The 20,101-nt window shown below is 43.1% G+C and carries 19 protein-coding genes; 9 read left to right on the top strand and 10 right to left on the bottom strand.

What is annotated here, in order from left to right:
* Window positions 1–15 precede the first annotated feature (15 nt).
* The 4 genes from R50345_RS01910 (at window position 16) to R50345_RS01895 (ending at window position 4,504) form a co-directional block, all read left to right on the top strand.
* Complete coding sequence (locus R50345_RS01910; protein WP_042123624.1) at window positions 16–705, top strand: response regulator transcription factor; 690 nt, start codon at window positions 16–18, stop codon at window positions 703–705.
* Complete coding sequence (locus R50345_RS01905; RefSeq protein WP_042123621.1) at window positions 702–1,706, top strand: sensor histidine kinase; 1,005 nt, start codon at window positions 702–704, stop codon at window positions 1,704–1,706. Before R50345_RS01910 ends, R50345_RS01905 begins: the two co-directional genes overlap by 4 nt.
* Window positions 1,707–1,806: 100 nt before the next feature.
* The gene (locus R50345_RS01900) at window positions 1,807–2,568 is read left to right on the top strand and encodes an ABC transporter ATP-binding protein (protein WP_042123619.1); all 762 of its coding nucleotides are present in this window, start codon (window positions 1,807–1,809) and stop codon (window positions 2,566–2,568) included.
* Window positions 2,558–4,504, top strand: a complete 1,947-nt coding sequence (locus R50345_RS01895; protein WP_042123617.1) for an FtsX-like permease family protein — start codon at window positions 2,558–2,560, stop codon at window positions 4,502–4,504. Before R50345_RS01900 ends, R50345_RS01895 begins: the two co-directional genes overlap by 11 nt.
* Window positions 4,505–4,561: 57 nt before the next feature.
* On the opposite strand, the gene R50345_RS01890 is transcribed toward R50345_RS01895, so the two are convergent.
* Together R50345_RS01890 and R50345_RS01885 are read right to left on the bottom strand one after the other, a co-directional pair.
* Window positions 4,562–5,113, bottom strand: coding sequence for a GNAT family N-acetyltransferase (locus tag R50345_RS01890; protein WP_042123615.1), 552 nt, complete (start codon window positions 5,111–5,113; stop codon window positions 4,562–4,564).
* 69 nt (window positions 5,114–5,182) lie between these two features.
* A complete protein-coding gene (locus R50345_RS01885; RefSeq protein ID WP_042123614.1) occupies window positions 5,183–5,854 on the bottom strand; it encodes an O-methyltransferase in 672 nt (223 codons plus the stop codon).
* Between the two features lie 190 nt (window positions 5,855–6,044).
* Between R50345_RS01885 and R50345_RS01880 the strand changes: the two genes are divergently transcribed.
* Window positions 6,045–6,941 (top strand): LysR family transcriptional regulator, encoded by an 897-nt coding sequence (locus tag R50345_RS01880; RefSeq protein WP_042123611.1) that lies wholly within the window; start codon window positions 6,045–6,047, stop codon window positions 6,939–6,941.
* Window positions 6,942–7,012: 71 nt separating this feature from the next.
* Here R50345_RS01880 and R50345_RS01875 read toward each other — a convergent pair whose 3' ends face one another.
* Window positions 7,013–8,263, bottom strand: a complete 1,251-nt coding sequence (locus R50345_RS01875) for an MFS transporter (protein ID WP_231574022.1) — start codon at window positions 8,261–8,263, stop codon at window positions 7,013–7,015.
* Window positions 8,264–8,449: 186 nt separating this feature from the next.
* On the opposite strand from R50345_RS01875, the gene R50345_RS01870 reads away from it, so the two are divergent.
* Window positions 8,450–9,025: a TetR/AcrR family transcriptional regulator gene (locus R50345_RS01870; RefSeq protein ID WP_042123609.1), complete on the top strand. Its 576-nt coding sequence runs from the start codon at window positions 8,450–8,452 to the stop codon at window positions 9,023–9,025.
* 81 nt (window positions 9,026–9,106) lie between these two features.
* Here R50345_RS01870 and R50345_RS01865 read toward each other — a convergent pair whose 3' ends face one another.
* From R50345_RS01865 to R50345_RS01855, 3 genes are all read right to left on the bottom strand, one after another.
* The gene (locus R50345_RS01865) at window positions 9,107–9,589 is read right to left on the bottom strand and encodes an NUDIX hydrolase (RefSeq protein ID WP_042123607.1); all 483 of its coding nucleotides are present in this window, start codon (window positions 9,587–9,589) and stop codon (window positions 9,107–9,109) included.
* Window positions 9,590–9,622: 33 nt separating this feature from the next.
* Window positions 9,623–11,338 (bottom strand): ABC transporter ATP-binding protein, encoded by a 1,716-nt coding sequence (locus R50345_RS01860; RefSeq protein WP_042123605.1) that lies wholly within the window; start codon window positions 11,336–11,338, stop codon window positions 9,623–9,625.
* Window positions 11,339–11,647: 309 nt separating this feature from the next.
* Window positions 11,648–13,900, bottom strand: a complete 2,253-nt coding sequence (locus tag R50345_RS01855) for a glycoside hydrolase family 127 protein (RefSeq protein WP_042123604.1) — start codon at window positions 13,898–13,900, stop codon at window positions 11,648–11,650.
* Window positions 13,901–14,045: 145 nt separating this feature from the next.
* Here R50345_RS01855 and R50345_RS01850 point away from each other — a divergent pair, with 145 nt between their 5' ends.
* Window positions 14,046–14,939 carry a helix-turn-helix transcriptional regulator gene (locus R50345_RS01850; protein ID WP_042123602.1) on the top strand — a complete coding sequence of 298 codons (894 nt, stop codon included), beginning with the start codon at window positions 14,046–14,048 and terminating at the stop codon, window positions 14,937–14,939.
* Between the two features lie 377 nt (window positions 14,940–15,316).
* Here the strand turns inward: R50345_RS01850 and R50345_RS01845 are convergent, their stop codons facing one another.
* From R50345_RS01845 to R50345_RS01835, 3 genes are all read right to left on the bottom strand, one after another.
* Window positions 15,317–16,873: a sigma-70 family RNA polymerase sigma factor gene (locus tag R50345_RS01845; protein ID WP_042123599.1), complete on the bottom strand. Its 1,557-nt coding sequence runs from the start codon at window positions 16,871–16,873 to the stop codon at window positions 15,317–15,319.
* Between the two features lie 86 nt (window positions 16,874–16,959).
* On the bottom strand, window positions 16,960–17,289 hold the full coding sequence (locus R50345_RS01840) for a carboxymuconolactone decarboxylase family protein (protein WP_042123597.1): 330 nt from the start codon (window positions 17,287–17,289) through the stop codon (window positions 16,960–16,962).
* A gap of 1 nt (window position 17,290) precedes the next feature.
* Window positions 17,291–17,695 (bottom strand): tautomerase family protein, encoded by a 405-nt coding sequence (locus tag R50345_RS01835; protein WP_042123596.1) that lies wholly within the window; start codon window positions 17,693–17,695, stop codon window positions 17,291–17,293.
* 110 nt (window positions 17,696–17,805) lie between these two features.
* On the opposite strand from R50345_RS01835, the gene R50345_RS01830 reads away from it, so the two are divergent.
* Both R50345_RS01830 and infC read left to right on the top strand, forming a co-directional pair.
* The gene (locus R50345_RS01830) at window positions 17,806–18,711 is read left to right on the top strand and encodes a LysR family transcriptional regulator (RefSeq protein WP_042123593.1); all 906 of its coding nucleotides are present in this window, start codon (window positions 17,806–17,808) and stop codon (window positions 18,709–18,711) included.
* A gap of 60 nt (window positions 18,712–18,771) precedes the next feature.
* Window positions 18,772–19,290 (top strand): translation initiation factor IF-3, encoded by a 519-nt coding sequence (gene infC, locus R50345_RS01825; protein ID WP_042123591.1) that lies wholly within the window; start codon window positions 18,772–18,774, stop codon window positions 19,288–19,290.
* Between the two features lie 97 nt (window positions 19,291–19,387).
* On the opposite strand, the gene R50345_RS01820 is transcribed toward infC, so the two are convergent.
* Window positions 19,388–20,089 carry a histidine phosphatase family protein gene (locus R50345_RS01820; RefSeq protein WP_042123589.1) on the bottom strand — a complete coding sequence of 234 codons (702 nt, stop codon included), beginning with the start codon at window positions 20,087–20,089 and terminating at the stop codon, window positions 19,388–19,390.
* Window positions 20,090–20,101 lie beyond the last annotated feature (12 nt).

The raw sequence follows: 20,101 nt of genomic DNA, 5'->3' as shown, positions 1-20,101 counted from the left end.
AGTGTGGTGAAGCATTTGTTCAAGCTATTATTAATCGAAGATGACACGACGCTGTTTAATGAGATTAAAGAGCGACTTACGCAGTGGTCTTATGATGTGTACGGCATTCAAGATTTCAGCAATGTCACGCAGGAATTTATAGAGATCAAACCTGATTTAGTTATCATCGACATCCAATTACCTAAATTCGATGGATTTCATTGGTGCCGAATGATTCGCTCCCACTCCAACCTTCCGATTATCTTCTTATCTTCCCGTGATCATCCTACGGATATGGTGATGTCGATGCAGCTTGGAGCCGATGACTATATACAAAAGCCCTTCCATTTCGATGTACTCATTGCCAAAGTACAAGCGATTCTTCGGCGTGTCTACAATTACAACACAGATAACATCGAACTCAAGACATGGTGTGGAGCAACCGTGGATTATGAGAGAAATCTATTGACCCATAACCTGGGATCGATTGAGCTTACGAAAAATGAGATTTTTATATTAAAATTGCTTATTGAGAAAAAGAATAAAATCGTCACCCGCGAGGAATTAATCAATAGCCTTTGGGATGATAAACGTTTTATTAGTGACAACACCCTTACCGTCAACGTAAATCGGCTTCGAAAGAAGCTGGATGAGCTTGGATTAGGTGTTTTCATTGAGACGAAGGTGGGACAAGGGTATATGGCCATCGAAGAGGAAGCACTATGATTAAAAAGTATCTCTTGGAAAGAATCAGCTGGATTATACTAGTTCTCTTTACCAATCTATTTATACTCTTTGTTACCTATATGGATCCATCCATCCCACTCTCTTCGGTTCTCTATGTGATCTCTTTATCGATGTTTTTTTTCCTGATGTTCTTAATCCTTCGCTATCCCAGGGAAACCAGGTTTTATAAAAGCTTAGCTGAGCGAGATGATGATCTCGATGTAACAAGTATCGCTACCCCCGAAAGCCCGTTTGAGAAAATTATTGAAGAGAGCATCACCAATCAAGCTAAATGTTTAAAACAAGCAGCTTCGAATAATCAGATAACGTTAGAGCAGGAAAAGGATGAACTGTTGTCTTGGATTCACGAGGTGAAAACCCCTCTGACAGCGATGCATCTAATGATTGAGCGTATGGAAGATGAAGGAATGAAGAAAAATCTGACCTATGAATGGCTGCGTATTCACCTTCTGCTGGACCAACAGCTTCATCAAAGGCGAATTCCTTTTATCGAGAATGATTTATATATAGAACATATCGATTTAGAAACGCTAATTTTCGGGGAGATCAAGACGCTGCAATCCTGGTGTATTCAGAAGGGCATTGGCTTTGAACTGAACTTGGAGGTAGCTGAAGTGCTTAGTGATGCCAAATGGCTAGCTTTTATCCTCCGACAACTCCTAACCAACGCTGTAAAATATAGCGAAGCATCAGATATTACAGTGAACAGCTATCAGCAAGATGAGCATATCGTTCTTGAGGTGAAGGATGGTGGGCGCGGAATAGATCCCAAAGATCTGCCTCGCATATTTGATAGAGGATTTACTTCCACAACGGTACATCGTGACAATGCCGCCACAGGCATGGGATTATATTTAGCTAAAAAAGCAGCCCAATCCTTGTTGATCGTTATCGGAGTTGAGTCGAGGCTCGGATTAGGAACGACATTCACTTTAACCTTCCCGCTCAAAAATGAATTCGTGAAGCTCTCAAGCGTGTGACAACAATGTCACATGCTTTTTTATTTTGTTCGGGCAATCGAAGGATAAGAACGGTAAAGCCTTTTATAATAAAGCTTATAGAAAAGGGGAGTGAATCATTATGGCAATTCTAGAAGCCACTAAAATTCATAAAAGCTACGGTAACAAATTAAACAAACAATCCGTGCTGAGCGGCTTAGATATTTCAATAGAGGAAGGCGAGTTTGTCGGTATTATGGGCTCTTCCGGTTCAGGAAAGACCACACTGCTTAACGTTCTTTCGTCAATTGACCAGATCAGCAACGGATCGATTACCATCGAGGGTAATGAAATTTCTAATATGAAAGAAAAGCAATTAGCTGAATTTCGGAAGAATCATTTAGGCTTTATTTTTCAAGAGTACAATCTCTTGGACACGCTGACGGTGAAGGAAAACATCCTCTTACCGCTATCCATTACCAAAACACCCAAGAAAATCGCCAATGAGAAATTTGAAAACGTCGCGCGGGAACTGGGGATTTTAGAGTTAAAGAATAAGTACCCGAATGAAATTTCCGGTGGGCAAAAACAACGTACCTCTGCGGCTCGGGCCTTCATTCATGATCCAAGCATTATTTTTGCTGACGAGCCTACGGGAGCTTTGGATTCTAAATCTGCTTCTGATTTGTTAAACAAGCTGAGTGAACTCAATCAAAGACGGAAAGCAACAATCGTTATGGTTACACATGATCCGGTGGCAGCGAGTTATTGCAGCAGAGTTATTTTTATAAAGGACGGTACGATCTATACGCAGTTGAATAAAGGGGAACAATCAAGACAAGTGTTCTTCAACGATATCATAAAAACACAAGGTGTATTAGGCGGTGTGCAGAATGAGCATTAATGTACTGATGCTTCGAAATCTGCGAAAAAACATCAGAAATTACTACCTGTATGTGTTTGCTCTCGTTTTTAGCGTGGCCTTATATTTCGCCTTTGTTACGTTGCAATACGATCCTTCAATGGATGCGGTAGAAGGCTCGGTCAAGGGTGGCGCAGCAATTAAGGCTGCCTCGGTCTTACTGGTCGCAATTGTATCCATTTTCCTGTTATATGCTAACACCATCTTCATCAAACGCCGGGGGAAAGAAATTGGCCTGTTCCAATTAATCGGGATGACCAAGGGAAAAATATTTCGAATTCTTTCGGCAGAGAACTTCATTCTATATTTCGGATCTTTAGTTCTAGGGATCGCCGTAGGCTTTTCTGTTTCAAAGTTAATTCTCATGATTCTTTTTAAAACGATAGGGGTCGATGCGATAGCCTCCCTTCGTTTTTCTGCTCCAGCCCTGATTCAAACGCTGATTGTATTCTTTGTAATCTATCTCTTAATCATGCTGATGAATTATAGCTTTATTAAAAGACAGAGCATTTTATCCTTATTCCGGGTGACCTCAACCACAGAAGGCAATGTGAAAAAGCTGTCTATCTTTGAAATGATTATAGGGATCGCTGGGATTGGATTGATTCTGCTTGGCTATTCGATTTCATCTCGATTGTTTAGCGGAGACTTAACATCAATGACTGAGCTATCTATAGCCATGATCACTATTCTGGCTTCAGTTATCATTGGGACTTATCTTTTTTATAAAGGCTCTGTAAGCTTTATCTTTCATCTCATTCGCAAAAAGAAAAACGGGTATCTAAATATTAAAGAGGTGTTGTCACTCTCCTCCATTATGTTCCGAATGAAATCAAATGCCGTATTACTGACCGTCATTACAACGGTATCAGCGCTGGCGCTAGGTTTATTATCCTTGAGCTACATTTCGTTCTACTCTGCTGAGAAAAGTGCGAAGCTCTATGTTCCGTCAGATTTTATTCTTACGGATATCCAGGAGGCTGATCAATTTAAAGAGGCATTAACGGCTGAAAATTTGATGTTTACAGAAAAAATAACCGAAGTCATTCAGGTAGATGTAAATGTGGAGAAACTACTAGGTAACAATCCCCAGGCAATCGGTATGATGTCGAAGAATATGACTCTCCCTGTCATTAGTGAAAATTCTCTTGAGGGCATTGATCTATCCCCGGATGAGGCCTATTTTACGAAGACAAGTAGTGCAATGGAGAATCTAATTAGTATGAAAGACAAAGGTGATATTGAACTCAAGGGACAACATGAAGTCATTCCGCAGTTTTATAAAAGAATTGATATCGAAGCCCCCGTTTTATTCTATTTCACGGGTGGCGGCTTACCCCTTGCTATTGTAGACGACACGACCTTTGAACGCTTAAAGAAGGATCTAGATCCAGCCCTTCAAAAAAAGTCCTCTCTTAATATCAGCATCGATATGAAGGACCGGTCAAGCGTTGAACATGCTAATGAGCTTTTTCAGAACATGAAATTTAAAAAAGACAGCAAATACGACTCTCAACTGGAGACGAAAAACAATCAAAAGCAAAATATGGGACTTATCATGTTTATCGTTGCCTTTCTGGGGCTAACCTTCCTGATTACCTCCGGATGTATACTTTACTTTAAACAAATGGATGAAAGTGAGAATGAAAAGTCCAATTACACGATCCTGAGAAAGCTTGGTTTTACGCAGGGTGATCTGCTTAAAGGCATTCAGGCGAAACAATTATTTAATTTTGGGATTCCGTTAGTCATTGGATTGCTTCACAGCTACTTCGCCGTAAAATCAGGATGGTTCTTCTTCGGTACAGAGCTTATGACGCCGATGATTCTGGTGATGCTGCTATACACCGCCTTATATTCGATTTTTGCAGTGCTATCCGTGTTCTATTATAAAAAAGTGATTAAAGAGTCGCTTTAAAACAAAGAGGGTATTCCAAAAGCCATTATGGCTTAGGAGCACCCTTTTTGTTTTATTTTAAGATGATTTCCTATCTTCATATTCCATTCTAGTTAACCCGTAGAAGACTAGATCCTCGAATTTATCCCATTTTAAAATATGCCGTTTAAATTCCCCTTCAAATCTCATTCCAGATTTTTTCATAACATTGGAGGACGCAGGATTTCTAGTCATTGCCGCTGCCCATATTTTATTTAATAGCAGGTCTTCAAATCCGAAATCAATCAGTTTCTTAGCTGCTTCAGTCGCATAACCATTTCCCCAAAAAGGTTCTCCTACCCAATAAGCAAGCTCACCTCTTTTATGCGATTTGTCTATATTTAGACTCATACAACCTATTAGGGTGTTGCTCTCTTTACCAATTAAAGCAAAAGGAAATCCATCCCCCTCGTCTGCTCTCTTCTTACAGGCACTAATCCAAGATTCAGCCGCTCCATCTGGATATGGATGGGGAATGGACAATGTTGTTCTAGCTACTTCCATATTCCCAGCAAGCTCTTGAACGTCACTTGCATCTGTGGATTGAAACGGTCTTAGCATTAACCTTTGTGTTTCAAATGTAGGTTGCATAGAAGGTACCTCTCACTATTGGATTTTCAATAGATTATATTACAATTACTGGATTTTGCAATGCATAACTCAGCTATTTACAATCCCTAATACGAATCCATCATACCCTTTACTTCCCACCGTCTGAATGGCAGTAGCCGATATCCTAGGTTCTTCTGCTAACAGATCATAAAATTGCCGTACACCTACTACACGAGGATCTTTGCTATTCTGGTTAATGACCTCGCCTTCACGTATTACATTATCCCCTATAATCACCGTTCCAGGGTGGGAGAAGTGAAGCGCCCATTGTAAATAGTTAGGATTATTCGGCTTATCTGCATCAATGAATATAAAGTCAAAGGGTTCCACACCCTCTTGTTTCATCTGAGACAATTGCCCCAAAGCATCACCTATACGAAGTTCTATCAGTTCATCTACTTGAGCAAGCTCGAAATTGGTCCCAGCCACCTGAGCATGCGATGGATCTAGCTCCAAAGTAACGATATGTCCGTCAGACGGGAGGGCTCTTGCCATCCAAATCGTGCTATACCCACCTAAGGTGCCAATCTCTAGAATCCGGCGCGCACCTTTCATTTGAACCAATAGGTTAAGAAATTTGCCCTGACTAGGTGAAACATCAAAAGGTGGTAGGCCTGCCTGCTGATTGGCGAACAATACTTCCTCCAGCACGGAGTCCTGTGGAATTAGACGCTCTGTAATATATTGATCAACTTTATCCCATGTAGTCGTTTGATTCATATTTATCACTTCTCCTTTGAATTAAAATTTTCATTTCCACAATTAGGGTTCGATCGTAACTAATAATTCACATTCAACTTCAACTTCAACTTTATACCTGTATTGTAAATCAGTTATAATCATAAATATAATATATCTTTAAACCTAAATCATATTTTATATATATGAATTGAATGATGGAGGCTTAACCATGAATCTACACGCTTTGCGCTTATTCCATGTGATCGCATCAATGGGCAGTGTGACACGCGCCTCAGAAACTTTAAATATCAGTCAGCCTGCGATTACGGCTCAGATCAAAAAATTCGAAAAGGAACTATCCTTCGCCCTATTTAAGCCTCAAGGCAGAGGAATTGCTTTAACAGATGCGGGTGAAGAGCTTGCCCTACTCGCGAAAAGACTGTTCGCCGTTGAACAGCAGATCGAACAATTTGCTCAAGATTACGTAAACGGCACGAATGGAAGTATTCGTCTAGCCGCGACGTATTTGCCCGCTCACTTCCTTATCCCTACCTGGATTGCAAAGTTCAAACAACAATATGAGCAAGTGGAAATGGTGATTACTACCACCAATTCAAGCGATGCTCTGAAGCAGTTGTTAAATGTAGACGTGGATATGGCGATTTACGGGGGAATTGCTGAGGCCTATCCAGATACGATCCAGACTGAGGAGTTATTTCAGGATGAGCTATGGTTTGTAGTTGCGCCAGATCACCCTTATGCGAATCAGCAAATTTCTTTATCCGAAATGATGAAGGAGTCTTTTGTCATGCGTGAGGAGGGGAGTTCGACACGAGAGCGACTCTTATCCTTATGCCGTACATACAATACGCCCGCGCCCACGATCTCTTTACAATTTAATGGACTTCATGAAGCGATTAAAGCGGTTATTGCCGGATATGGCGCCAACTTCGTCTCTTCGCTCGTTGTACGCGAATATGTAGAACGTGGAGAATTATGCCGAGTTTATGTCGAAGGAATACATCTGAAGAATAGTATTGCGATATGTACGCGGAAAAATGAACCCTTATCCGCTTCTGCGGACAATCTTATTCAGATGATCCGCCAAAATCCTTATACGATGTAGCATTTTTTTTAAAAAAACTGCTCTCTAGGCTGACTATATTCAGCCCGGAAAGCAGTTTCTTTAATTCAGCCTTATGCTTGTTTCTTCTCTGTCAAATAGTACAGGAAGGCCAAGATCGGCAGCGCCAGACCGATCAAGCTGGTCAGACTCCAACCTCCGTACGCATATGCCCAGCCGCCCAGCGAGGAGCCGATGGCTCCGCCTACGAAAAATATCGCCATAAACAATCCGTTCAAACGCCCTCTTGCCTCATTGCCAAGAGAATAAATCGCCCTTTGTCCAAGTACTAGATTACCCGATACCCCCATATCCAGCATAATAGCTGCGGCAACCAGTAACCCGAGCGTCACTCTTGAATCATTCTGAAACAGATAAGCCAGTAAAAAAGCCGCAGCCGCCAACACAAATGCAAGACCGGTCAACGGCCGGGTCCAGCCACGGTCAGCTAACCTCCCGGCGATAGGAGAGGCAATTGCTCCAGCCACTCCGGCCAGTGCAAACAAGGCGATGCCTTGCTGACTTAAATGATACGTATCGGCCAGATGCAAAGAGACCGTCGTCCAGAATAGGCTGAAGGCTCCGAACAGGCTAGCCTGATAAATCGCCCGACGACGCAGCACCGGTGTATTCTTCAGCAAAGTTCCCAGAGAACGTACCAGTCCACCATAATTCATTGTAGGCTCAGGTTGGCGCTGCGGCAGTACACGGGACAACAGAAGTGTCAACAAGGCGATCACTACCGCCGATATGGCATAAATCGCATGCCAGCCCCACAATCCAGAGACAAAGCTGGCCAGCGGCCGGGCGAACATAATACCGAGCAGCAAACCACTCATAACATTACCGACTACCCGGCCGCGCTGCTCTTCAGCAGCCAAAAAAGACGCATACGGCACAAGAATCTGCGCGGCTACAGAACCGAGTCCAATGAACAGGGACGCTCCCAGAAAGATCGCTGCATTAGGAGCTATCGTAGCCGCTATCAGCGACACCACCACCACAGCCAGAGACGCCACTGTCAGGCGGCGGTTTTCAATAATATCGCTAAGCGGTACTACGAACAAGAGACCAATTACATAACCTACCTGGGTCAAAGTCACAATCAGACCTGCTGCACCGGATGAAAGATGCGTAGCTTGGGCAATCTGTCCGATCAGGGTTTGGGCGTAATACAGATTGGCTACAATAAGTCCGCAGGAGGCCGCCAATAAAAATGTAATCCATCCAGGGATTGTCTTTCTTTCCGAATGTTCCTTTGCCGGTTTTACCGAATTTACTGAACCTACCGAACTTACCCGATTCATACTACTGCCTTGATGCATAAGATCTCCACCCTTCGATTTTAAATACTGAACGTACCGTTCATTAATTGATTTAAATATATACTGAACGTTCAGTTTTGTAAATAGGCGATTGGCTACTTCGTTTAACCTTTTGTATAATGAACGTATAGTTTCTTTTCAGATCGCAACTTAAATAAAGGATAGATTAATCGGGAGGGATCTCTGATGGATAAAAAAAGAGGACGGCCGCGCAATAGCGAAGCCGAGGCTTCTATTCTGGCAGCATCGTATGATCTACTACTAGAGACTGGATTTGGTGCGGTGACCGTAGAGAAAATCGCGGAACGGGCCAAGGTAAGTAAAGCGACCATTTATAAATGGTGGCCTAACAAAGCAGCTGTGGTCATGGACGGCTACCTCTCTGCAGCATCCGCAAGATTGCCAGTGCCAGACACCGGTTCGGTCATGGACGATATTATGATACATGCCACAAACCTGGCTAATTTTCTTCGCAGCCGAGAAGGAAAGATCATTACCGAGTTGATCGGCGAAGGTCAATTTGATGCCGGCCTTGCTGAGGCCTATCGTGCGAGGTTTTTCGCTCCCCGTCGCCAAGAGGCACGACAGTTGTTGGAGCGTGGGGTGACCCGGGGCCAATTAAAAGTGGGTCTGGATATTGGGATCACGATTGATCTGCTCTATGGACCGATATTTTATCGGCTTTTGATCACAGGGGATGAGCTGAACGAAGCTTTTGTGAAATATTTGATCACCTCTGCCTTTGAGGGCATCAAAGCATAACAAACATAAACGCCTTTGGCGAAACTTATACTTTCTTATAATTTAAAAAGCCATCCTTTGAAGGATGGCCTATCACTTATATTACACCGTTCGATCTAAATTAACTTCAAACATGTCTCCAGTTACATAATCCATATACCTCGTATTCCCATCGTAATCCAAATAAGCTTGATAGCGGGTACGAATAGCCGGTTGTGTAATCCAATCCAGCACTTTCTCTTTTGCCACCCACATTACTTCAGAGGTTTCCTCCGAGGTACATAATTCCCCACCCACGGGCTTGCAGATAAAATCAAACATGACCTTAGTAGGAACATCCGTCACACCGTCATACCATTTATGGATACCTGTATTCGAATACACACCAACCAATTGAGAAACCGTGACATCTATTCCACTTTCCTCTTTAATTTCTCGAACTAATGCATCGATTAGGTTCTCTCTGACCTCTACTTGTCCACCAGGAAATACCCAGCCACCATCATGAGTCTTTACTAAAAGGATATCTCCTTGCTCATTTTCTGCGAATCCACCTACCGCTACAATATGTGTTGGCCATGCCATAGATCGCACCTCTTTTTAGAAGATGTTAACAATTTAATCAGCATCTGTAAACGATATTTTTCTACTCCATAACGCTTTAAAAACTTCACAATGCTCTATCAAATCATCAAACTTCCCTTCACCCACAACCGAACCGTGATCCACTACCAGTATCTTATCAACGTCTTTTATGAAATTTAATCGGTGGGCAACAATGATGATGGTTTTGTCCTTAAATTCCTCCAAAATCGTCTCCATGAGACTTTGCTCCGTGATATTATCAAGTGCCGACACCGGCTCATCCAGAATTAGAACATTTCTTTTTTGGGCGATGATTCTGGCAAAAGCTAATCGCTGTCTTTCCCCTCCTGATAATTTAACCCCTTTTTCACCTACCAAAGTATCTAAACGATCCGGCAATTGGCTTATTTTTTCCTGCAGATGAACTTTTCCCAAAATCTCATAGAGTTCTTCATCGGATAAGGTATGCTCATCAAATACAATATTGTCCCTGATTGTGGCATCAAAAATCGGTGTGTCCTGTGATAAGTAAGAGATATGATCATAGTAACTATCCAGATGGATCTCATCGATATCCTTACCGTCCAATAAGAGTTCACCTTTGTCCTTTTTTAATAATCCTACAATCAATTTTATCAGGGTAGATTTCCCGCCCCCGCTTAATCCGACAATCGCAACAGACATTCCTCGCTCAATCGAAAAGGTTAGATTATTCAAGATTTTCACTTGCCCATAATCAAAAGATACGTCCCTAAATTCAATATTACCGTGGATCTCTGTGACGACTTCTCCGGACTCCAAGTTTCTATCTTCTGGGGCCTCAATAAATTCCTCAAATCTTTTGTAGGTCACTCTGTTCAGTCTGAAATCTACAAATAGAACATTAAAGATGGCAATCGGCGAGTAAATCTTATCAATAAACATAAACAATGCGACCACAACACCAAGTGAGGTATCACCTGCAACAACGCTTTTTACACCGTAAATCAAGACGACGACCTTAATTACCGTAACAAACAGCTCGAATATCGCGAAAAAAGCTTCGTGGATCATTTGTAGCTGAGCATTCTTATGAATGATAGTGCGTGCGGTCTGGCTTAATTTATCAATCTCTTTCTCATATCGTTTATTCGTTCGGAAGACAACCAATTCCATAAACCCACGGATAGAGAATCTGGACATCTTTTCTTGTTCCTGGAGAATGGTAGCCTTCATCGCATACAGAAATTTCAACAGCAGATTCGTTATTAGAAAGACGACCACGTAGCCTGCTGCAATGACTAACATGATCCTTAAATCATAGAAGCTAATAAAGATTAAACTGAACAGAAGCGTGGGCAATAACTCATGTAATGTTTTAAGGAAAAAAGAATAGATCATGCTGTTTCCAGCCGCTGCCCCGTTCTCGATCACTTTAATCATCTGCCCTGTGCCGATATCCTGATAGGCTTGATAGTCGATTTTGGATATTTTGGATAGTGCGAGTATCTTTAATCTCTCCGTTATACTGTTCGATAAATAAACACTAGGATATTCGTCCACATAATTTAGGATCACGACGCCAGCCAGTAAAACTCCATACACCATGATTAAATTAGATATCTCACTGAAGCTGCTCATCACCGCGGCCTTGTCTAATATTTTTTGAAACACTACAATCCCTAAACTACTCAGCAGCTGAATAGTAAAACCCAATAAAATATAACCGCATATCCACCACTTTAGGTTAGATAGACTCTTTTTCAACATATCATTAATCCCCTATCTTTTAATTGAATGCAAAAAAGCCAGGCAAACCCCACCCTCCAACTGTTAAAAACCACCCACAAATAAACGGTTCTCTAAGTTAAATAGGTTAAGTGCCTGACTTTACAAAATGGCTGCCTGGGCACCGTTCAAAGCTCTAGTTCATGTAATCAAAAGGATAGACTACCCCCATGATAGCTGGTACGCGTTTGACCCAGCCCGATAACTAGTTACTTCGAACGATACGGAAAGACATCCATTTCACCTCAATTAAAAGAATTGCCCCTATTATAATTCTATAATCCATATTTTTCAAGAATTACGTTTAACGATACGTAGGCCTGCCACTTGGCCAACCTTCTGTCCTTCATGCGAAGCGAACTTGATCGTAATGGCTGATTTGCCACTTGTGATCGACTGCGGAAGCTCGTAACGAATCGTTTCCAGCTTATTCATCTCTTCAGACTCCAAGACACCTAATCCAAGCTGTTTAGCGTCTGCCGTAATATCGAAGGCCACCGAAGTATCATTCGATTTCAAATAGGTTACTACCAGATCGACTTGTTCTTCTGGCAAGACCTCCATCGTGAAGGAGAACCAGCCATTGATCCAACTGTCGCGATACTTGCGATTGTAAATTTTGCCTAAGCCTACAAATTCGCCTGTGAAGTTATGATCGCGTTCAGGCTGCATTTCAGCAGGTTGTACCGAATCAACGGTTAGCTGCTCAAGCAGCAGGTTATTCTCCACGGCTTCACGGTATTCAGCTTCTGCCAGCTTCCATTCCTCCGGCGTGAACAAATCCCAATACACAGAATAACGATGATCATGCATGGGGTAGAATGGACGAAGCTCATGATCCGCCGTATATCCTAAACCCTTCATCCGGAACACATTTTCACTCACATTAGACTGAATGAGGCTGTCCGTTAGCGTCTCGCGATCACCGATTAATACGGAAGCAAGGGCGCGATCGTCGCCTAGCTCTGCATTTATAGCTCCAAAATCACCTGCGAGCACAAGCGGCCCGTAGAGGAAAGCAATTCGGTTCGGATTATCCGGCATAGATTCGATTCTTACCGACATTGGAATGTCGTATTCGACAACATCCCCATCCTGCCATACTCTATCCAACGTAAGGTAGCTAGATTTGCCTGCCTTCACTTGAATGTCTTCACCGTTTACCCTAACGTTCATGCCTTGCTCAGCCCAGTAAGGGTATCTTAGCTTCAATGTGAATTTAGTCGGTTTCTCTGTGCTGATACGCAGGGTGCCTTGTCCCTCTTCAGGGAACTTGGTCTCTTGCTTCAAACGAATGCCTTGCTCTTTCCAAGTCACTGTTGAAGGTACGTACTGATTCACATACAGCTCATCTGCGCTATGGAAGTAAATCGCCGACCCATACATAGAATGGCTTTCCATTCCTGAGCCTACACAGCATGTAAAGCTCTCAAACTGGGAGTTGAACGACTTATGTCCACCCATTTCGAGGGATACAAAATAACACACACGTCCATCTACCGGCTCCTGAGAAGCCAGGATATGGTTATACATTGCACGTTCGTAGTAATCCGCATATGCGGCATAAGCATCCCACTGGAACATATGCTTCGTCAGCTTCAGCATGTTGTAAGTGTTGCACGTCTCACAGGAGCCTTCGCCCAATCGATCATTTAGCTTATCCGGTTCACCGAAATGCTCATTGTAGCTGTTGCCGCCAATCACATAGGAATGATGATTCACAACCCGATCCCAGAAGAAGCGTGAGATACCAGCATAATGCTCCTGTCCTGTTACTTCATATTGTCTTGCCGCTCCAATAATCTTCGGAATCTGAGTATTGGCGTGTCTTCCGGCTAGGGTATCTTTTTCTACGGCCAAATCATTAAGAACTTCACCATGGTAAAAGCTTTCCGCCAAGGCAAGAAAACGATCATCACCAGAATCCTCTGCCAAATCCGTGAGTGCTTCATTCATGCCGCCGAATTCACAGCGCAGTACCTCTTGGATCTGATCTTTACTCAGCTCTGCAAAAATATCTTCAAGCCACAGTCCCAGCTTCGTTTCAAGCACTAGTGCCTTCTGATTGTCAGCCAAACGATAAGCATCGCGGAGACCCGCAAATAGCTTATGCATTGTGTACAGCGGTACCCAGCCACCGTTGAGGTCAAAGCCTTGCGAGCGAATGTCACCTGCCTTCACTTCCTCAAACAGTTCTTTGCTGCGGGGAATCCCGGAGATAAAACCATTACCATGTGCATTCTGACACTGCTCTAATTCATCTACTACATAATTCACACGTTGAAGCAGCTCTTCATTCTCCGTAGAAGCATACATCAACGCACATCCAGATAGATAATGTCCTAATGTATGACCGCTAATGCCCTGAGCTTCCCATCCCTCATAATGGGCAGCATTGGGCGCTAAGCCAGCATACTCGCGAAAACGTGACAATAACCGGTCAGCCTCCAGCTTTAGTAAATAATCCGTATTTAACTCCATCGCATGGAGAAGTGGACCTGACTCTATACGTACGTCCTTCAGATCAAAAGCTTGCGTCTTCAAAGAAATCTCTCCCTCGCAATCTTGTCAGCGTTTTCCGACAAGTGTATATTTGTATCCATAAGATAACATCGGAACGTTGATTTGTCGGTAGATCAGCCATACATATGGTGGACAAATCCGACTTATTGATTGCTGGGAGGATCGCATGACCTATTTGAAGATAAATGCAGATGTACCTCTTCATTTTACAGCAGCAGGTGAATTCATCTCAGAAACGCCATGGAAACATGTAGAACGTGCAATGGGCAATTATGAGCTAATCATAGGCGTGAATGAAACGGTTTATTTAAGTGAGGAGACCAAAAGCTTCGAAGTTGGCCCTGATGAGGCTCTTTTGCTTATGCCTAATCGCACGCATGTCGGCTATAGAGAATCACGACCCGGAGTTAAATTTTATTGGTTTCATTTCGAGCTGAAAAGCGAGGGGGTATTGCTGAGTGAGGCGGAAATGAAACCGGAGGCAGAAGAAATCTTTTCGCGCACACAGCGCTTATGGTCCGTACATGATCTATATCTACCACAGTTCATAAAGATCGAGCACAGAGACCGGATTCATATCCTGGCGAATCAAATCCTCCATGTGGCCAACTCAGGGTATTTGACCTATTCCAGTGTTAATTATTTGTTGACCTCACTCTTAATTGAGCTGTCTGAGCATGCGCTTCAGCCGTTCGCCAGTAAGCTAATCCGTGCGCAGCAAGATGTCACCTTTGTCAAAATAGCCGAGTGGACAAGAATACACGCAAGAGAACCTCTTACGGTGACAATCATTGCGGAGAAATTCAATTACAACAAGGATTATTTAGCTCGGCTATTTAAACAACATACCTCGATGGGGCCTTTGGAGTATATTCATTCAATACGTGTGACTAAAGCGAAGGAGCTGCTAACCAGAACCGCCCTCAGCGTGAGGGAAATCGCGACAGAGACGGGGTTCACCGACGATAAATATTTCATGCGCCTCTTCCGAAAATACGAAAACATGACACCGACCCAATATCGTAACGCCTATCATAAGACATTTATGAATAATGATTGAAGTAAAAAACTGCGGCAGGTTTCACGTTTTGAAAAGAGTTTGTAACAACACTACGTCCGTGGAGCCCCCTCGCCATGGGTTGAAGAAGGGGAAAGCCGATCCTCCGATAGATAATCAGGGAATTTCTCCCTAAAAAATCTGATATTCTATTCATTTGTCTAGTGATTAGGGAATTCCTCCCTAAAATTCGACCGATTTGTTGAAAAGTATAGATATTACTCCGATTTTAGGGATAAATTCCCTAATTTCATTCTTTTGAAGCAAAAATCAGTATTTTTCAGGGATTTTTTCCGTAATTAATCTCAAGAAAAGAAGCTGACTCTAAGCAGCATTAACTACTTTTGAGACAGCCCCTTCTCTAACTTACATTCTCTATATTATTGAATTGTTTGCGAAGACGAATTCCATCTCCAGCGCGGAGTTACGCCTTGCAGATGCACCCCGCCATACCACTCATCAATCCCTTTCTTCTCGGCCCAATCCTCTTTACCAGACATTACGTTCTCTCCGAACGCTGTTAATACAACTTCACAATTTTGAAATGGCATCCCTGGCTCGTTATAACCGGGAAATTCCGTCAAACCACGCATTTGCAGTAACGGGTATGGGGCTTGTGCAATCTGTCTTAGAATATGCCAATATTGCAAATCGCCCATGCCTAATATATGAAGCTTATCTCCCACATTTTTGAACAACTCGTAAGGGGAGTTAATTCCAGCAAGAATCATCTCCAAAGTCATCTGTTCCACAATCCCAAGTCCATTATAGGTCGATGGGAAACGTGATAAATGCGCCACGAAGGCGTCATGTGCAAATGGCAGTGCGGACGTATCTTTAGCTAGCAGTTGTTGCAATGATTCTGGATCCGGTGATACAAAAGCTTCCCAGAACGCTCGGCCTACCTCTAGCTCCTTCTCTCCAATTAACTTCCATGTTCCTGATAAAGTCTCCATTTGCTCTACAGATAGTTGTCCAAGTCCTCGAAACAGTTCAATGCCAGGATACTCTCCAATGCACAATAAGCTCAGCTTCGTGGATCCCTGTTTCTGCTTCGAGAACCAATGGAGCAAATAGCACAGCATCGTCTGGTCGAATAGATCATGCTCGAACCATAGCACCACTTCCTCATATTTATGAAAATCAGCTAATATTTTTTCCTGACTCTCACTGCCCTGTATGAATTCCTTCTGCGGAATTCCCATCGTTTGTTCCAAATATTCAGCTCGTATGAAGCGGTTATCCTGTTCCGCAGGCTCTAAAAATACCGGTCCATGAGAATAGACCTCTCTCCAAACTAATACATCACCCTTCACAATTCCCTGACGCAGCTTATCTCCCACTACATCTCCGTTTACAATATGAAGCACACCTTTTCCTCCTTCGTACAAATGATTGAACACGGAGAGGACATCCGCAACAGGTAGCGCCCCCTTAAGCTTGCGGCGAGCATCGAAGAGTCGTTTCTTCAATACCGGGACAGAAGTCCCCAGAAAGTCAGCAATTTCTTGAAGAGTGTATCCCTGAAAATAATATAATTGAACGGCGATCCGCATATTGGATGTCAATGCAGCTATAGACTCGTGAAGCAGTCGCCGTGCTTCTTTTTTCTCAATAATGTCTATCACATTAAATGAAGACTCTCTCGATTCCACTGCTTCATCGTAGGGTAGTGCAGGATGCTGCTTTCTTCGTAAGATACGATAGCATTGCCTTGCCACAATCGCTTTAAACCAGCCTGGAAATGCCTCTACTGCTCGTAATTTATTCAAATTCAGGAAGGCTTCTGTGAAGGCTTCTTGCACAGCATCCTCCGCTAATTGATAATCGTGGAGCTTTTCATATGCAACCGCATTCGCCATTGGTGTAAAATGCCTAACGATCTGTTCAAAAGCTTGACGATCTCCTCGTCTCGCTTCTTCTATATACTGAAGCATACCTTCCCTCGCTCCCTTCTTCCGTATTATATACAAGTGCCAATGAAGTTCCCAAAGGTTACGGATGAGATTAAAAAAGTCAGACGTTATTTATTTTTTCCTATTACATCCTTTGCAACCTCTAAAGCTGAAGAGGCTCGCGGCCAGCCTACATAATAAGCAAGGTGGGTAATGGCCTCCACGATTTCTTCAAGTTGTAAGCCGTTCTCTAAAGCCAAGCGCAAATGATAGGGCAGTTGTTCCGTCATGCCCCCCATCACCAAAGCAGAAATCGTAATCATGCTACGATCCCGAAGTGATAATTGCTCCCGTCTCCATAAGTCCCCAAATAACACATTTTCCGAGTAGTCGACGAATGCTGGAGCGAACTCCCCTAACGATTCCCGTACATTTGTGACAATTCTCCGATGCGCCATATTACACCTCCCTAACCGGAGGTTGTAGCATTTGAGCAACACCGTTACCAAACGACCAATCTTCGAATTCCGTATCGACGAGCACAATGAATATATCTTCTTTTCTGATGTTTAGCGTCATCGATAATTCCTCGGCTAGCCTCGCGTAAAAGCTTTTCTTCTGTTCCGTTGATCTTCCGGATTTTAGCGTAACTTGGATATATATCAGTCCGTCGCTTCGTTCAATATTTAAATAATCTTTACTGTAAAAAAATCCCCCCGCTTTATGCGCATGAAAAACCTGAAACATATCATCCTCCGGTACATGGAAATGCTGAATTAACGCGCTCATAATCGCTCTACATATTCCTTCTAGCTGATGAATGTCGTATTGTTGCTCCAGATAACTGACTCTAATGAATGGCATTTTAATTCACTCCTTCTGTGGAATTCTTTTATTGTACTCTCAGTATTTTGATTTATATAATTGAATAAGATAATAATCTTAATCAATTATACCGATAGAGGTGACAATCGATGGATCTAAAAGAACTGATGGCTTTTAAGACCATCCTTCAAGAAGGCACTTTCTCACGCGCTGCCGAGAAGTTGAATTATGCGCAGTCTACCATTACCAACCAAATTCAACGACTTGAAAAAGAACTGGGCATACAACTCTTTCACAGAGGCTGGGAAGTAGAACTGACAAGTGCTGGGCAAGTTTTTGCAGCGGAAATCGATAACCTTATTCAACATTGGAACTATGTATCAGAACTCACCAAGGCTTTACAGCATGACGAAATTGGCACACTTCATATCGGAGGCATTGAATCCATGATGGAATCCGTCCTACCGAACGCCTTGCGAAAATTTCATGAGCAAAAACCAAAGATGGCATGTAACTTCATTCAGGGTAACACTGATTCCCTCTCACAACTTGTTCTACAAAGTGAACTGGATTTCGCCATCTGCGGTGAGCCGTCCGACCTATCTTTCTTTTATTTCGAACCGCTCTATCACGAGAAAATTGCTTTTATAGTAGATGAAAATCATCCTTTAAGCGGACGAGACGATATTTCATTTCGAGAAATTCTTGAATATCCAATTATAGCTGGAGGACGCACTTGCTTATATTACCTTCGGTTAGCTAAGCAATTTTCGAGATTCGAATCAAAGCCCACTTTATCCACCATAAGCCAAATTTCTGCTATTCCTCATTTTGTAAGAAAGAACCCTGGGGTAGGGGTAGTGCTTGATTCAACAGCTTTAATGACAGATATCGTAAAAATAGATGTTGAACTAAGCGAACCGTTCATTCAAGTGGGTATATTGCAGCGGCGCAACCGAGAATATTTAGCAACATCATCTAAAAAACTAATCCTACAAATCATAAAAGAAGAAATTGAGAGGATCAGTAACGCTAATCCTACTCTCCACATTTGAACCACAAGCAACTTCCATATATGATAGCTATATCATTGTTCTCAGGGAGGATTCATAGAAGTGGCAGTATTAATCAACGAACAAATAAGAGCATCCGAAGTAGTCCTTACAGGACTTAGAGGCGAAAAGCTGGGCATCGTCTCCAGAGAAGAGGCGCTGGCCATGGCCAGATCGGCAGGTGCAGATCTGGTATGCACCTCACTGATGAGCAGCCCGCCACCTTGCAGCCTGACCGCAAAGGGCAAAGCAAAAGCTGCCGCGCAGAAGGAAGCCGCTGCAACACGCAAGTCAAATGGTAGTGCAGCATCTAAAGGGGGCAGTAAGGAAAAGGTCAAAGAGCTGCGCTTCACTGCTCATATTGAAGAGCATGATTACGATACGAAGCTTCGCCAGGCAGAGAAGCATCTCCGTTCTGGCAAGCCAGTGCAATTAGTCGTGAAGGCATCCGGCGCCAAAGAAGCCGCCGCTTCCAAGGCCGTATTGGAGCGACTAGTGACTGACCTAAAGGAAGTCGGAACAAAGGATACTGGCATCCAGACGGGTGGTAAAGGGTCACAGGTGAAATTAAATCCACGTTGAAGAGTGGCCTATTCTTTCCGATCATATAGAGCTAGTAAAAAGGCCATCCTCTGTGGGATGGCCCTCCTCTCCATAGACAAGCTCTTAAGCATTCGCTTTAAACATGATTGCCCATTAATCCCCTCGGGCGATAATTCATGCCGCCAGCATAAAGGTGTGAGACATCTCCTAGTCCAATACACCTAGGAACTGCAAAGTGCTCGCTGCGCTCTTCAAACAAGATCGTCGTTACCGAGCTTGGTGCTAACCAAAATACGGACCAAGCCAAGGATAAAGGAATCTGTAATAAATGAGCTAGCCATGCGAGACCAAAGCCACCATGGCATACTACTCCAATCTTTTTGGTTGAAGGCTCAAGGATCCGATACAGGCCATCTTCTCTTTTATAGTGGTGTCGCAGCAAGAATTGATCTGAAGCCGCTTGTAATTCGCTGAACCGTAATCTGTATTCCTCTTGCTTCAACCAATGATCTGTTTCATCAGACCATACTCTCTTTCCACTAGATAATTCGCTAATATGTTCTCCGGGACTATCCCATATAGACGCCATTTGTCCATCCAACATAATCTCTGTCCAATCCAGCTCACTAGTCCAAGGTTCTGTCTGAATAACAAGTCCCGTCTCTTTGGCCACATAACTGGCTGTTGTCTGTGCTCTACCCAGTGGTGAAGCATATAATTCATCCAGACCTATAAATGCCATGCGCTTTCCTAGTGCCGCTGCTTCCTGATGCCCAAATTCTGTTAGGCCATCTATGGAATAGTCCGGATCACCATGACGAATCAGAAATATTTGCATAATAATGCCCTG

Origin of the sequence: Paenibacillus sp. FSL R5-0345 (genome assembly GCF_000758585.1) — a bacterium.
In the GTDB taxonomy this organism is placed as follows: domain Bacteria; phylum Bacillota; class Bacilli; order Paenibacillales; family Paenibacillaceae; genus Paenibacillus_AQ.
The sequence above is the reverse complement of the archived record's forward strand: the minus strand, read 5'-3'. Positions and strand labels throughout refer to the sequence as shown.